Raw genomic sequence first — 12,919 nt, forward strand, 5'->3', positions numbered from 1 at the left:
GCCAACTAAATGATTTAGTTTTGAACGTAATTGATCAATTACCTCGTCTGCACCTACTCGTTGGTTACGTGGTTTTAGGCTGATAAAAATCGTACCTTGGATTAACTGATGAATTTCTGCCTGATACACCAACTGCCGAAAAGAACAACTCTATATTAGGGTTTTTAAGTAATACGTCACTTACTTGTTGTTGTTCTTTCACCATTGCATCAAAGGAAATAGTTTGAGCAGCTTCAGTAAATATTAGGATTTGTCCAGTATCGGAAGCAGGCATAAAGCCTTTACGCACTAATCCGAAAAGATAGGCTGTTGCAACAATAATCACTAGCAAAAATACAAGCATAGTAGTTTTAGAGTATTCAGCTACTACCTCAAGGCTATTACTATATTTTTGTTTGATATATTCGAAAGCTTTTTCGGTTATACTGTCATTCCCGCGTAGGCGGGAATCCATTTGTTTTTCTGGATCCCTGCTTTCGCGAGGATGACATCCATCCTTCAAAAACACATTACATAACATTGGGGTAACAGTGATTGAAATAACTCCTGAAAGCAGGATAGCAGTAGTGATTACAACAGCGAGTTCGTGCAATAATTTTCCTAAAATACCGCTCATAAATAATATTGGTATGAATACAGCAGTTAATGACAAGGTCATTGAAACAATACAAAACTTACGCTATGTTTGGTTCTAAATATCGTAAAGATGGAGAACGCAGCTGTTGTTGCATATAGTCATCTAAAAGCCCTAACTTTATTTGGTAAACCGTTTTACCGATTGTATTTGCAGTCCTTTTGAGAAATGCCCAAACTAAAAATGCCCAACTAATATGATTACGTTGAAGACGCTGTTTCCTGCATTGACAACGTTCTATCCCAGTAAGTTGCTTAATTTCTCTGTGCATGCTCTCAATTACCCATCGAAAGCCACACTCATCTTGTGCAGCTTTAGAAGATTTTTGAGTTTTGTTATTGGTAACAACATACTCAACTCTGTTGGTAGGAACAGTAAATTTAAACAAACAAAACTTACGCTATGTTATAGCAAATATGCTAAAAACCCTTACTACAAAGCTATGTTTTTACAGTGCATCACTTTATAATATCCTTTAATTTATAGGAATTATATCAAACATAGCGTAAGTTTTGCAAATTAACATGCTTATTTTTAGCAAAGCCTTTTATATGAATCTCTACTCCATGCCTGATCTCTTCATCTGAAAATGTCAACTCTTTTACAGCTTTATAAGGCAAAACTTACGCTATGTTTGATATAATGCCCATGAATTAAGGGATATTATGAAGTGCTTCACTATAAAACATTGCTGTGTAATAAGAGTTTTTAGCATATTTGCTATAACATAGCGTAAGTTTTGAAGGTTTAGAATTGTGTGTTTTACTAACGTTTCTATTGGCTTTAATAGGGGCATAATAATATTTCCCCAGAGAGTCAACATGTTGCATAATTTTGTGTGTAGAATACCATGTGTCAAAAAGTACTGTTTGAAAAGGAATCTTCTTGCTATAAACAGCATTATTTAACATGTTTAATAGGTGTTCTAGTTTTGTTGCTCCATCATGATCAGGTGCAAAAATTCGATAATCTATTACCCAAAACTTATTAATATCAGGGTTATAATATACCAGACTCACTACTCCTATACCTTTAGTAACTCTACCTGTAGCTCCACTGTACTGCGATCTTGCAATTTCTATTTGCTTCGTATTCCTTTTATTTAAAACCGTATCATCAAATATTGTATATCCATTAGATGAAAAAATAACATCATTCTTGATGTGTTCCCATAACAAAGAAGGTGTATATTTTTCATTCCTTAAAAATCTATTAATAACATCATGACTACATTTCTTTGCATGTTCAGCGTAGTAGGTTAAACTATAATTCTTTTGGCTAACTATTAAAAATTGACAATAATCTGTCCTATTAATTGGTATTGCTTGCAACTTTATCCTCTTTGACATGTTTAATTATTTTTACAATAATTTATCACTTTTTTACTCATAGCGTAAGTTTTGTAATAGTAATCTTACTTTAAATCAATCTGATTTATTGCTGAATGCTTGCAATAATAAAGATTTAGTAAAATCTTTAATCTCCGATCGCATCCCTTTTACTTTTGAAGAAAGATTTAATATTGTAACCAAAATAATAAATAAATATGAACACGATTTGAAGTTAATTCCGCGTCTAATCATACAGCTTTTAAACTTATTAGCTTATGAAAAAGTTAAACCTAATATAAAAATGGATATAAATTCATTAATAGATAGTTTAGCTAAAAATGATAATATACCCATTAATTGGTGTTATCCTGATGGAATCCCTTTTGAATCTAGTAAATACTGTAAATTATTAGGAGAAGACTTTTATGCTTTAAAAAATATACAAATGAAAAAATAACTCTGGAAATTCTTTTAATTAGCTGATATAAAATAGTTCTGCATAAATGGAGAGATGGCCGAGTGGCCGAAGGCGGCGGTTTGCTAAACCGTTATACGGGTCATACCGTATCGAGGGTTCGAATCCCTCTCTCTCCGCCAACTTTAGCTATTTATTATAATGCTCAGTATATTTGTCTAACAAAGCTCTAATCATTTTTTGATAAGGAACATGCAAATGAGCTGCCTCTGATTTAAAAAATTCTATACTTTCTTTACTTAATGAGATAGTTATTTTTACTGAATCATCTTTTAATAATAGCTCTTTAGGGGAAGGCAAAAAATCTTGTACTATTTTTACTCTACCTATTTCCCCATCAGTATATTTTATTTTCTTGCTCATAAATTTTCTTACCTTTACGCCAATATCCTGCTCCAAAAATTCTTATACGATGATTTCGAAACATAAAACGGACTGTTAAAATATTATCCTCAATTTTACCTAAACAAAAATATCTTTTTTCTATAATACTATGATCTATATCTTCAAGTATTATCCTATTAATGTCTAAAAATGCTTTTTGAGCTTCATAAATTTTTAATATTAATTTATTTTTTTTTCTTCATCCCATTCAAAAGAAGAATCCATTTTTAGCCTTTAATCTATTAACTTAACAATATCTTATTTTATATCAAATATCCATATATTTATATGTATAATAAGCCATATTTTCAAGTTAGTTTTTATAACTAGGTTTAAGCGTAAACTAAATTGAGACTAATCTAAACTCATTAAAGGTTCGCATAACGTCCCGTACACCTTGCTATATGGGACAGCCCTCTATTTTTTGCATTTTATCGAACAGAAAAGCCAGAGAGTAATCAAGTTTTTTGCCTTTCAATTGCAGGTTCGAAAACACAAAATTTAAAAATCCTCTTTTTTCCTGAATTGTCGAACCTTTAAAAATTTTATACGCATTTGTCGTTATATTTATAAAGCTTATCGTAATTACTATTAACTTGTTTAATTAGTCAAAACTTACGTTATGAGTAAAAAAGTGATAAATTATTGTAAAAATAATTAAACATGTCAAAGAGGATAAAGTTGCAAGCAATACCAATTAATAGGACAGATTATTGTCAATTTTTAATAGTTAGCCAAAAGAATTATAGTTTAACCTACTACGCTGAACATGCAAAGAAATGTAGTCATGATGTTATTAATAGATTTTTAAGGAATGAAAAATATACACCTTCTTTGTTATGGGAACACATCAAGAATGATGTTATTTTTTCATCTAATGGATATACAATATTTGATGATACGGTTTCAAATAAAAGGAATACGAAGCAAATAGAAATTGCAAGATCGCAGTACAGTGGAGCTACAGGTAGAGTTACTAAAGGTATAGGAGTAGTGAGTCTGGTATATTATAACCCTGATATTAATAAGTTTTGGGTAATAGATTATCGAATTTTTGCACCTGATCATGATGGAGCAACAAAACTAGAACACCTATTAAACATGTTAAATAATGCTGTTTATAGCAAGAAGATTCCTTTTCAAACAGTACTTTTTGACACATGGTATTCTACACACAAAATTATGCAACATGTTGACTCTCTGGGGAAATATTATTATGCCCCTATTAAAGCCAATAGAAACGTTAGTAAAACGCACGATTCTAAACCTTATAAAGCTGTAAAAGAGTTGACATTTTCAGATGAAGAGATCAGGCATGGAGTAGAGATTCATATAAAAGGCTTTGCTAAAAATAAGCATGTTAATTTGTTTAAATTTACTGTTTCTACCAACAGAGTTGAGTATGTTGTTACCAATAACAAAACTCACAAATCTTCTAAAGCTGCACAAGATGAGTGTGGCTTTCGATGGGTAATTGAGAGCATGCACAGAGAAATTAAGCAACTTACTGGGATAGAACGTTGTCAATGCAGGAAACAGCGTATTCAACGTAATCATATTAGTTGGGCATTTTTAGTTTGGGCATTTCTCAAAAGGACTGCAAATACAATCGGTAAAACGGTTTACCAAATAAAGTTAGGGCTTTTAGATGACTATATGCAACAACAGCTGCGTTCTCCATCTTTACGATATTTAGAACCAAACATAGCGTAAGTTTTGTAGTATAACGTTCTTTTATGATACTAAATGAAACCCAAGGAAAAAGCCTTAAGTAGTTTAATCGGCACTATTACCTATGCTATTTTACCACTAATAATTAAAATTGTTGACTTGGTTTAATTATTTCTATAACTTGTTTTAATTAAACTAAATTAATATTTAAGCTCCGCCCTTTGGATAAAATAATTCGTTTAAAAGTACAGCCATGTGCACGTATAACTTTAGCTCAAAATATTCAAGAAATGTGCCAATAGATAGTAAGCCTATGGCTTCTTTTTGATTACGTGTTAAGCTTCTTTGCTCTTTTGCATAGCCCTGCATAAATTCTTTATAAAAAATTAAATTGTAAAGAACTTATACCTTTTTATATAAAAGTCAATAGGAATTTTTACTGTAGGTTAAAAAAATAATTAAAAGAAGATGAGGCTATACGTAATATCTTAAAAAAACTCTAAAATATTAACTTGATAATTAATAGTTGATGATTTATATATTATTTTATAAATCATAGGTATTTTATGCTTACAGAAAATAAAACTGAAACAAATCCAGTTTCGAATTATCTAGATAATATTTTAAATTCAACTTCACCTATTACACCAGAAATTTTATTTAAGGCAGTTAGTAGATGTAAAGAAAATGAACAAGATAAATTAAAGCTTCTTTTGGATAAAGCTTTTAAGCAAGGCATAAATATTGATATTCTGGAAGAGCCTTATAAATATACTCTTTTATATACTGCTATTACAAAAAATTTAGATGATGTTAGCAACGGAAGTAAAATGATACAGGGCGACGGATAAAAATTGATACAGTATTAATAGTGTATCCTCCTGATAAGGAGATAAAAAAGAATGTTAATACTGGAACAAATAATGGAAATAAAGATTTTACATAAGCAAGGTAAAAGCCTAAGAACTATAGCAGGAGAAGTAGGTATATCAGTAAATACGGTACGTAAGTATTTAAAATATGAAGACGCTCCTAAATACAAGAATAGACCACAGTTAACAACTAAGATTGGTCCATATAAGAACTACCTAGAGGATAGAATAAAATCAGCTTACCCTGTAGTTTTGCCTGGTACTGTAATGTTTCAAGAGATAAAGGAGCTGGGGGATATAAAGGCGGAATAACCCAGCTTAGAGATTACTTAAGGAGTATAAAACCGGTACCCCAAGCAGAAGAGGTAATAAGGTTTGAGACAGCTCCCGGTAAACAGATGCAAGTTGACTGGATTGAATTTGGCAAGGGTAAAAATTCTTTATCAGCTTTTGTAGCGACTTTAGGATTTAGTCGGTCAAGCTATGTAGAATTTGTCAGCAATGAGAAGCTTGCAACATTAATAGAATGCCATAAACGAGCATTTGATTATTTTGGAGGAGTACCCGAAGAAGTACTGTATGATAATATGAAGACAGTAATACTAAATAGGGATACTTATGGGGCTGGGCTACATCGGTTTAATAAAGGGATGCTGGATTTTGCCGGACATTACGGTTTTCGGTTAAAAGTATGTAGACCTTATCGAGCAAAAACCAAGGGTAAGGTTGAGAGGTTTAACAGGTATATAAGATATAGCTTTTATAATCCTTTAGTTACTAAACTAAAAACTTCGGGTTTGGTACTGGATGTAGATACTGCAAATACGGAGGTACTAAAATGGTTGCGTGATACTGCCAATCTGCGTATACATGGGACCACTGGAGAAAGAAGTCCCTGCAGAAAGATTAAAGCTTGAGAGGGATAATTTGCAGCCGCTACCGCCATGTTATAATGGTAGTCAGCTTGCTATAGCAGAGATTAAGGAAGACAAGCTGGAGAGATTCTCTACAGTTTCCTTGCAGCATTCCCTATCAATATACCAAAGAATACTGGAGGCATTATGAACCTGCAGTACCAACGTATTGAAGAACTATGCCGTTGCTTGGGTCTTATTCAGACAGCTGAAAGTTATCTTGATATTGCACAATCCTCTAGCAAAGAAGAATCAAGTTATACGGATTTTCTTGAATCAATATTAAAGACTGAATTGTTAGTACGGCAGAATAGGAGTAAATCAATACTCACTAGAATGGCAGGTTTTCCTGCTATAAAAACACTAGATGATTTCGATTATGATTTTGCTACAGGAGTAAAGCGTCAGGTCTTGGAAGGGCTAAAATCTCTGTCTTTTGTAGAAAAACAGGAAAATGTTATTCTTCTCGGCCCCTCGGGGGTAGGTAAAACCCATATAGCCATAGGCCTTGGTTATGCAGCCACACAAAGCGGGATCAAGACTAAATTTATAACAGCTGCAGATTTAATGCTTGTGCTTGATGCCGGATTAAATCAAGGAAACCTAAATTCCATAATAAAAGTAATCCCCGCCGCAAGCAGCGGGGTATTTTAGAAGAAAGCTAGCTGATGATCCTCATGCAGTTTCTGATATTCCTTGCCTTGGTTTTTTACGTATTTTCCTATCATATTCTCATTTCCATGCTTACCTACCGTACTCGTAAAATATCCATCAGTCCAAAATTCTCCACCCCATAATTGTTTCTTTACCTGTGGACACTGTCTAAATATTTGACGAGCTGTAACACTTTTAATTGTTGTTACTATTTTTGTTACGCTATAGGTTGGTACAGATTGTACCAAAAAATGGACATGATCTTCATCAACCCCTATTTCTAAAAATTTTATTTGATATCTCTTTTCTATCTCTAAACATATTTCTCGTAATACTTGATCAACTGATACGTCAAACACTGCTCGGCGATATTTTGCTGGAAATACCATGTGATACAGCAGTACCGTAACATTATGACTTTTATGTATATATTTGCTCATTCCGCCATATTACGCCGCAAGCGGCGGGGAATATACCCAAAAGAGATTTAAAAAGAGTAATAATGCCATATAAGTTACTTAATAATAGACGAATTTGGATATCTTCCTTTAAAGCAGGAGCAAGCCAGTCTGTTGTTTCAGGTTATAGCAAAGCGTTATGAAAAGGGTAGCGTAATACTTACAAGCAACCTACCTTTTGGGCAATGGCATACCAGTTTGGCTCAGGATAGTGCACTTACGGCTGCTGTCCTTGATCGTCTGCTTCATCACTCCACCATACTCAATATTAAAGGTGACAGTTTTAGGCTCAAGGATAAAAAGAAAGCGGGCTTTCTACCAACGGAAATAATTAAAAAACAGGAGGGAATTATGATATGATTTGAATATAAGTTAATTTTTTATGGTACTGTAGCAATTTTCAACCGGCAATACGAAAAAATCTGTATCACTTTTCGTCCGTTGTTGACAGATGATGTGGTTACATTTTTATTAGCAAAAGGAGCGAACCCTAGTATCCAAGATAATTTTAGCGACACTCCTCTACATTATATTATAAACACAGGAGTAAATACAAAGTATAAAATCAAAATAGTAGAGCTTTTAATCAAATTTACTAATGTAGAGTTAAAAAATATTTAGGGTCTTACTACTATTCAAGATGCCGTTATATTGGATAATAAAGAAGTAACAAAATTATTAATAAAATATGGTGCTAACATTGATGTAAAACTTGCTAATAAAAAATCTATGTATAACGAAAAAAACTTAATAGAATTAACAGGAGGCAGACTTGAATCAATATTAAGAGCTTTACTAACACTTACAAAAGCATGTAAAGATAATGATTTCAGTATAGTAGATAAATACTATTACTACTAAAGATATAGTAGAATTTGTTGATTGGCGAATGTCTATAACACATGAAAATTCTAGATTTTTCTTAGGTCATTTAAAAATATTACATAATTTTCGAAAATATATAGCAGATAAAGAGCTTATTGATGCTGAAAAAATGCAAAATTTAAATCAAATTATAAATTCCTATAGTACTTTATACAATTCTTTAATATTTAAAATTGTAGACACTCCTAAATTACAAGAAAAAATATGTGATGAAAACTTTATACCACATAACCATATACCTAATTATTTAATTGATCAATTCAAAATTTGTGGACTTAAACTAATAGGAGAAGCAACTGAAACTACCCCTAAAATAGCTTAATAATAGCAAAGTTCGGTGTCATCTAGTTGCTTGACCACGGGATTCAGAAAATAATAAAAATACTAACAAAAAAACTTGATTTATCTCGTTTTACGCTGGATTCCCGCTTTTGCGGGAATGACACAGAATAGTCATGTACTATGGGTATGCACCAAAATTTATTTTCTACCTTTATACCATAAATAATATAAAGGAATGCCGGCTATAGTAAAAGCACTAGCTATGATTAATGTTTTAATAGGTGTTTCATAAATAACCCAAGCACAAAAAACGATTGATATTATGGCAATCAATAAATAATAATAAGAAAAATTTTTCTTTGAACTAAGAATTATTTTTAAAAAAGCTAAGCCACAAATTAAGTAAACATACAAGAAAGCAATAACCGAAAAATCTATTATTTGCGTAATCTGCTCAGCAAAATTATCATTCGCTGTAAATACTAATAACGGCACAATACCAAGGCAACTTACAATAATCCCCCATACCGGTGCATTATTACTATTTTTCTTAGCAAAAAATTTTGGCAATAAACCATCTTCTGCAAGACCTAAAACAATCTGTCCGCTAGTTAGCACCCAAGCATTAAGTGTGCCGATACAAATAATAGATGCTATAACGGCAATTACACTTGACCATTTACCGCCGAATAATTTTGCTGCTGCATCAGCATAAGGAGCTTTTGAAACAATTAGCTCTGAGGCAGGAATTAAACCCATTATACCAATACTATTAATAAGATATAATACGGCAACGCAGAAAGTTCCAAGCATTATAGCCCTTGGGATAGTCTTAGAAGGATTTTTTACCGAACCTGCCGTAGTTGTTGCACATTCTACTCCAATAAACCCCCAAAAAGTAAGCAGTGCTACCCTACCCATGATAGCCGGAACGCTTAAATTCTCTACTTCCTCAGCAATAGCTACATTATCTGTATTAAAATGCGATAACGCACATATTCCCACTATTAATAAAGGTATGAATTTTAATAATGTTAAATAAAACTCTGCTTTGCCTGCCACTTCAGGACCTTTTAAATTTAAAATCATGATAGCAGCTAGTAATATTATCTGTAATATTAAATCTAATATTGCTTGTGATTTGAAAAAAGGAGTGAGATAACCTATAGCAGAGATTACAACTATGCTAGTGCTAATAAATGATATAACCCAATAAGTCCAACCGACAAAAAAGGCGGCTTTTTTCCCAAAGCTCTCACGGATATAAACATGCGGACCGCCTGTCTTAGGAAATTTTGCACATAGATATGAAAATACAAGTGCGATGCTCATAGCACCGAATAGCGAAAGCACCCATCCCCACATGCTATATATACCATAAGGTGCTAAACTTAAAGGAAGTATAAAAACACTAGTACCGATTTGGCTACCGGTTACTAATGCAAAAACTGCCCAAAATCCTAATTTTTGTGACATAAAAAAAGTTTATATTAAAAGAAGAAAAGTATACTTAAAAAAACGATTTTATGCAACTTATTTAAATAATTGGCATATTATATTTGGTAACTATAATTTTAAATTGAGTATATATATGCTGAGGGATGTTATACACATAGAAGGTCAAAATATGGTTATAACTAAAGATTATATTAATAAGAAGTTATTATTTTATCCCTATAGTGAGGCAAAGTGGCCTGAACATAATATAAAATTGGCTAATAAACCGATGAATTTATAACTATTTTATACAATGAAGCATGGTATATTTTTGAATCTGGTCCTCATCCTAATTTTTATGAGCTAGAATCTGAATTATTAGGAGATGAAATAATTGGCAGATGAAGCTACTACCAGTTTGCTCAGATGTAGGAAATTTTGTTTCGATTGAATATTTAACATTTGGGGTATACTGAATCAAAAACTTTTGTTGTTCTGATTCCATAGCGACTAATTCAGGTATAGAAATCCCTATTTCTTTTAAATATTTTATATTATATCCATTTTGAATAAAGAATTTTTGCTCTTCAGTATCCTTACTAAATAATGTTTCTAAAGAAATTCCTAAGTCTATTAAGGTTTTTACATTATAGCCATATTGAATCAGGAACTTTTGTTCTTCAATATCTTTACTAAATAACTTTTCTAAAGTAAATCCTGATCCTACTAAGCTTTTTAGCCCATAAAAATTATTACATAATGTTGAGCTTAAATCATCATCTTGCTCTATAAATTGTTTAGCAGTTACACCTAAATTAATTAATGCTATTTCCTTTTCATTTAAATCACGGTTAATTTTTTTACTGATGATAATTTGCTGTAATCGTTTATTATTTTTTTCTATTTCTTCGAAAGTAGAATATTTAGTAGTAGAAATTTTAGAAAAAATTTCCTTGATAGAATTTCTAAAATTCTTAAGGTTTTCAACTGATATTTCATTTTCATGGTTATCATCTTGGGATTCAGTAATTATTTCTATGTCTTGCTTTATTTTTCCTAAATTTATTTTTTTATTTCGGTAATTATTACAAGTCTCAACAAATATTTTAAATATTTTTTTATTTCGTTCTAATTCTATTTCATTTTGTTCAGATAATATTTCTGGATGGAACTGAAAAGTTTTAATTGGGGTTCCAAACTCTGATTCAGTTGCCACTATTTCATTTTCTATCATTGCAACTGGATTTATAAAGTTTAAATTACCAATTTTTTTACTATTTGTTTATGAGAAGCCCAAAATTTTTGAGGTGGTAGACGGGCTGATTCTAAATCTTCAACAATAGATGAATTTTTAGTAATACGGGCTAATTCTAAATCTTTATCAATCCTAACTTTTGAATAATCTAGCTCATCAACATTAGCTAATTTACCTCCAAAATATACATTTATAAGTTGATGCCCACCGCATATTCCTATTATTGGTATACCTTTTTGTATAGCCACATCTATTAATATACTTTCTGCTATTGAGCGTTCTTTATCAGTTTTACCAAAATTTTCTTTACTGTCAAATAATTCAGGATAAACTGCTGCTTCATTACCAGGAATTATCAGACCATCAACGTTCTGAAGCATTTCTTTTGCTTTTGCTTTTCCAGCTTCTAAAATCTTTTTTATAGATTGAGTTTTAGTGTTTAATGGTACAATCTTTCTATAATCTATATATATAACATTTCCGTCTTGTTCCATTATAGGTTCTTTGGCTTCCTCTGCTGTACCCCCTCCTACTTCTGCATTATAACTTAAAGAAATAGTAGGTTTAGTATTATTAGAAGAATCTGGCTTTTGTTCATCTCGAAAACTCCATAATATAGTGTCAGAATTTGTATAATTTACTGTTTCTAAATAGTCAAAACTTACGCTATGTTTGGTTCTAAATATCGTAAAGATGGAGAACGCAGCTGTTGTTGCATATAGTCATCTAAAAGCCCTAACTTTATTTGGTAAACCGTTTTACCGATTGTATTTGCAGTCCTTTTGAGAAATGCCCAAACTAAAAATGCACAACTAATATGATTACGTTGAATACGCTGTTTCCTGCATTGACAACGTTCTATCCCAGTAAGTTGCTTAATTTCTCTGTGCATGCTCTCAATTACCCATCGAAAGCCACACTCATCTTGTGCAGCTTTAGAAGATTTTTGAGTTTTGTTATTGGTAACAACATACTCAACTCTATTGGTAGAAACAGTAAATTTAAACAAATTAACATGCTTATTTTTAGCAAAGCCTTTTATATGAATCTCTACTCCATGCCTGATCTCTTCATCTGAAAATGTCAACTCTTTTACAGCTTTATAAGGTTTAGAATCGTGTGTTTTACTAACGTTTCTATTGGCTTTAATAGGGGCATAATAATATTTCCCCAGAGAGTCAACATGTTGCATAATTTTGTGTGTAGAATACCATGTGTCAAAAAGTACTGTTTGAAAAGGAATCTTCTTGCTATAAACAGCCAAAACTTACGCTATGTTTGATATAATTCCTATAAATTAAAGGATATTATAAAGTGATGCACTGTAAAAACATAGCTTTGTAGTAAGGGTTTTTAGCATATTTGCTATAACATAGCGTAAGTTTTGCAGCATTATTTAACATGTTTAATAGGTGTTCTAGTTTTGTTGCTCCATCATGATCAGGTGCAAAAATTCGATAATCTATTACCCAAAACTTATTAATATCAGGGTTATAATATACCAGACTCACTACTCCTATACCTTTAGTAACTCTACCTGTAGCTCCACTGTACTGCGATCTTGCAATTTCTATTTGCTTCGTATTCCTCAAAACTTACGCTATGTTATAGCAAATATGCTAAAAACTCTTATTACACAGCAATGTTTTATAGTGAAGCACTTCATA

At 31.8% G+C, this 12,919-nt stretch carries 18 protein-coding genes, 1 tRNA gene and 3 pseudogenes; 9 read left to right on the plus strand and 13 right to left on the minus strand.

The window, feature by feature from the left end; genetic code table 11:
- Window positions 1-64: 64 nt before the first annotated feature.
- From AAGD55_RS08625 to AAGD55_RS08640, 4 genes are all read right to left on the minus strand, one after another.
- Window positions 65-658 (minus strand): efflux RND transporter permease subunit, encoded by a 594-nt coding sequence (locus AAGD55_RS08625; RefSeq protein ID WP_341791173.1) that lies wholly within the window; start codon window positions 656-658, stop codon window positions 65-67.
- A 16-nt stretch (window positions 659-674) separates the two neighbouring features.
- The gene (locus AAGD55_RS08630) at window positions 675-1,022 is read right to left on the minus strand and encodes a transposase (protein ID WP_341791174.1); all 348 of its coding nucleotides are present in this window, start codon (window positions 1,020-1,022) and stop codon (window positions 675-677) included.
- Window positions 1,023-1,128: 106 nt separating this feature from the next.
- Complete coding sequence (locus AAGD55_RS08635; protein ID WP_341791175.1) at window positions 1,129-1,254, minus strand: hypothetical protein; 126 nt, start codon at window positions 1,252-1,254, stop codon at window positions 1,129-1,131.
- A gap of 33 nt (window positions 1,255-1,287) precedes the next feature.
- Complete coding sequence (locus tag AAGD55_RS08640) at window positions 1,288-1,983, minus strand: transposase (protein WP_341791176.1); 696 nt, start codon at window positions 1,981-1,983, stop codon at window positions 1,288-1,290.
- Between the two features lie 88 nt (window positions 1,984-2,071).
- On the opposite strand from AAGD55_RS08640, the gene AAGD55_RS08645 reads away from it, so the two are divergent.
- Window positions 2,072-2,422: a hypothetical protein gene (locus AAGD55_RS08645; RefSeq protein WP_341791177.1), complete on the plus strand. Its 351-nt coding sequence runs from the start codon at window positions 2,072-2,074 to the stop codon at window positions 2,420-2,422.
- A 48-nt stretch (window positions 2,423-2,470) separates the two neighbouring features.
- Window positions 2,471-2,562: transfer RNA gene (locus AAGD55_RS08650), tRNA-Ser, on the plus strand.
- A 7-nt stretch (window positions 2,563-2,569) separates the two neighbouring features.
- On the opposite strand, the gene AAGD55_RS08655 is transcribed toward AAGD55_RS08650, so the two are convergent.
- Both AAGD55_RS08655 and AAGD55_RS08660 read right to left on the minus strand, forming a co-directional pair.
- Window positions 2,570-2,803 carry a CopG family transcriptional regulator gene (locus AAGD55_RS08655; protein ID WP_341792569.1) on the minus strand — a complete coding sequence of 78 codons (234 nt, stop codon included), beginning with the start codon at window positions 2,801-2,803 and terminating at the stop codon, window positions 2,570-2,572.
- Window positions 2,778-3,005, minus strand: a complete 228-nt coding sequence (locus AAGD55_RS08660; protein WP_341792570.1) for a BrnT family toxin — start codon at window positions 3,003-3,005, stop codon at window positions 2,778-2,780. The genes AAGD55_RS08655 and AAGD55_RS08660 overlap by 26 nt, the downstream gene beginning before the upstream one ends.
- Window positions 3,006-3,487: 482 nt before the next feature.
- Here AAGD55_RS08660 and AAGD55_RS08665 point away from each other — a divergent pair, with 482 nt between their 5' ends.
- Window positions 3,488-4,537: a transposase gene (locus AAGD55_RS08665; protein ID WP_341791178.1), complete on the plus strand. Its 1,050-nt coding sequence runs from the start codon at window positions 3,488-3,490 to the stop codon at window positions 4,535-4,537.
- Between the two features lie 177 nt (window positions 4,538-4,714).
- On the opposite strand, the pseudogene AAGD55_RS08670 reads toward AAGD55_RS08665, so the two are convergent.
- A pseudogene (locus tag AAGD55_RS08670) lies at window positions 4,715-4,864 on the minus strand (MFS transporter); the annotation flags it as partial.
- A 197-nt stretch (window positions 4,865-5,061) separates the two neighbouring features.
- On the opposite strand from AAGD55_RS08670, the gene AAGD55_RS08675 reads away from it, so the two are divergent.
- The 3 genes and pseudogenes from AAGD55_RS08675 to AAGD55_RS08685 all read left to right on the plus strand — a co-directional run bounded on the left by AAGD55_RS08675 (window position 5,062) and on the right by AAGD55_RS08685 (window position 6,935).
- Complete coding sequence (locus AAGD55_RS08675; RefSeq protein ID WP_341791179.1) at window positions 5,062-5,346, plus strand: hypothetical protein; 285 nt, start codon at window positions 5,062-5,064, stop codon at window positions 5,344-5,346.
- A gap of 72 nt (window positions 5,347-5,418) precedes the next feature.
- Window positions 5,419-6,432 (plus strand): annotated as a pseudogene (gene istA / locus AAGD55_RS08680) (IS21 family transposase).
- A complete protein-coding gene (locus AAGD55_RS08685; RefSeq protein ID WP_341791180.1) occupies window positions 6,429-6,935 on the plus strand; it encodes an ATP-binding protein in 507 nt (168 codons plus the stop codon). Before istA ends, AAGD55_RS08685 begins: the two are co-directional and overlap by 4 nt.
- Here AAGD55_RS08685 and tnpA read toward each other — a convergent pair.
- Entirely contained in the window at window positions 6,932-7,375 is a 444-nt protein-coding gene (gene tnpA, locus AAGD55_RS08690; RefSeq protein WP_341790826.1) for an IS200/IS605 family transposase, read from the minus strand. The two genes, AAGD55_RS08685 and tnpA, sit on opposite strands and share 4 nt — an antisense overlap.
- A 78-nt stretch (window positions 7,376-7,453) precedes the next feature.
- Here tnpA and AAGD55_RS08695 point away from each other — a divergent pair.
- The 3 genes and pseudogenes from AAGD55_RS08695 to AAGD55_RS08705 all read left to right on the plus strand — a co-directional run.
- A pseudogene (locus AAGD55_RS08695) lies at window positions 7,454-7,753 on the plus strand (ATP-binding protein); the annotation flags it as partial.
- Window positions 7,754-8,044: 291 nt separating this feature from the next.
- Complete coding sequence (locus AAGD55_RS08700; protein ID WP_341791181.1) at window positions 8,045-8,254, plus strand: hypothetical protein; 210 nt, start codon at window positions 8,045-8,047, stop codon at window positions 8,252-8,254.
- A 28-nt stretch (window positions 8,255-8,282) separates the two neighbouring features.
- Window positions 8,283-8,600, plus strand: a complete 318-nt coding sequence (locus tag AAGD55_RS08705) for a hypothetical protein (protein ID WP_341791182.1) — start codon at window positions 8,283-8,285, stop codon at window positions 8,598-8,600.
- Window positions 8,601-8,758: 158 nt separating this feature from the next.
- Here the strand turns inward: AAGD55_RS08705 and AAGD55_RS08710 are convergent, their stop codons facing one another.
- The 5 genes from AAGD55_RS08710 to AAGD55_RS08730 all read right to left on the minus strand — a co-directional run bounded on the left by AAGD55_RS08710 (window position 8,759) and on the right by AAGD55_RS08730 (window position 12,844).
- Complete coding sequence (locus AAGD55_RS08710; protein WP_341791183.1) at window positions 8,759-10,036, minus strand: APC family permease; 1,278 nt, start codon at window positions 10,034-10,036, stop codon at window positions 8,759-8,761.
- A gap of 310 nt (window positions 10,037-10,346) precedes the next feature.
- Window positions 10,347-11,231: a hypothetical protein gene (locus tag AAGD55_RS08715; RefSeq protein ID WP_341791184.1), complete on the minus strand. Its 885-nt coding sequence runs from the start codon at window positions 11,229-11,231 to the stop codon at window positions 10,347-10,349.
- A gap of 20 nt (window positions 11,232-11,251) precedes the next feature.
- The gene (locus AAGD55_RS08720; protein ID WP_341791185.1) at window positions 11,252-11,746 is read right to left on the minus strand and encodes a gamma-glutamyl-gamma-aminobutyrate hydrolase family protein; all 495 of its coding nucleotides are present in this window, start codon (window positions 11,744-11,746) and stop codon (window positions 11,252-11,254) included.
- A 167-nt stretch (window positions 11,747-11,913) separates the two neighbouring features.
- Window positions 11,914-12,516, minus strand: coding sequence for a transposase (locus AAGD55_RS08725; protein ID WP_341791186.1), 603 nt, complete (start codon window positions 12,514-12,516; stop codon window positions 11,914-11,916).
- A 43-nt stretch (window positions 12,517-12,559) separates the two neighbouring features.
- The gene (locus tag AAGD55_RS08730; protein ID WP_341791188.1) at window positions 12,560-12,844 is read right to left on the minus strand and encodes a hypothetical protein; all 285 of its coding nucleotides are present in this window, start codon (window positions 12,842-12,844) and stop codon (window positions 12,560-12,562) included.
- Between the last annotated feature and the right edge of the window lie 75 nt (window positions 12,845-12,919).

Source organism: Rickettsia endosymbiont of Gonocerus acuteangulatus (assembly GCF_964026435.1).
GTDB lineage: Bacteria > Pseudomonadota > Alphaproteobacteria > Rickettsiales > Rickettsiaceae > Rickettsia.

Bases quoted from the DNA above. Each gene is read 5' to 3' on its own strand.
- AAGD55_RS08675 (WP_341791179.1), top strand. From the start codon at position 5,062: ATGCTTACAGAAAATAAAACTGAAACAAATCCAGTTTCGAATTATCTA.
- AAGD55_RS08685 (WP_341791180.1), top strand. From the start codon at position 6,429: ATGAACCTGCAGTACCAACGTATTGAAGAACTATGCCGTTGCTTGGGT.
- AAGD55_RS08705 (WP_341791182.1), top strand. From the start codon at position 8,283: ATGTCTATAACACATGAAAATTCTAGATTTTTCTTAGGTCATTTAAAA.
- AAGD55_RS08640 (WP_341791176.1), bottom strand. From the start codon at position 1,983: ATGTCAAAGAGGATAAAGTTGCAAGCAATACCAATTAATAGGACAGAT.
- AAGD55_RS08655 (WP_341792569.1), bottom strand. From the start codon at position 2,803: ATGAGCAAGAAAATAAAATATACTGATGGGGAAATAGGTAGAGTAAAA.
- AAGD55_RS08665 (WP_341791178.1), top strand. From the start codon at position 3,488: ATGTCAAAGAGGATAAAGTTGCAAGCAATACCAATTAATAGGACAGAT.
- tnpA (WP_341790826.1), bottom strand. From the start codon at position 7,375: ATGAGCAAATATATACATAAAAGTCATAATGTTACGGTACTGCTGTAT.
- AAGD55_RS08625 (WP_341791173.1), bottom strand. From the start codon at position 658: ATGACCTTGTCATTAACTGCTGTATTCATACCAATATTATTTATGAGC.
- AAGD55_RS08720 (WP_341791185.1), bottom strand. From the start codon at position 11,746: ATGGAACAAGACGGAAATGTTATATATATAGATTATAGAAAGATTGTA.
- AAGD55_RS08710 (WP_341791183.1), bottom strand. From the start codon at position 10,036: ATGTCACAAAAATTAGGATTTTGGGCAGTTTTTGCATTAGTAACCGGT.
- AAGD55_RS08715 (WP_341791184.1), bottom strand. From the start codon at position 11,231: ATGATAGAAAATGAAATAGTGGCAACTGAATCAGAGTTTGGAACCCCA.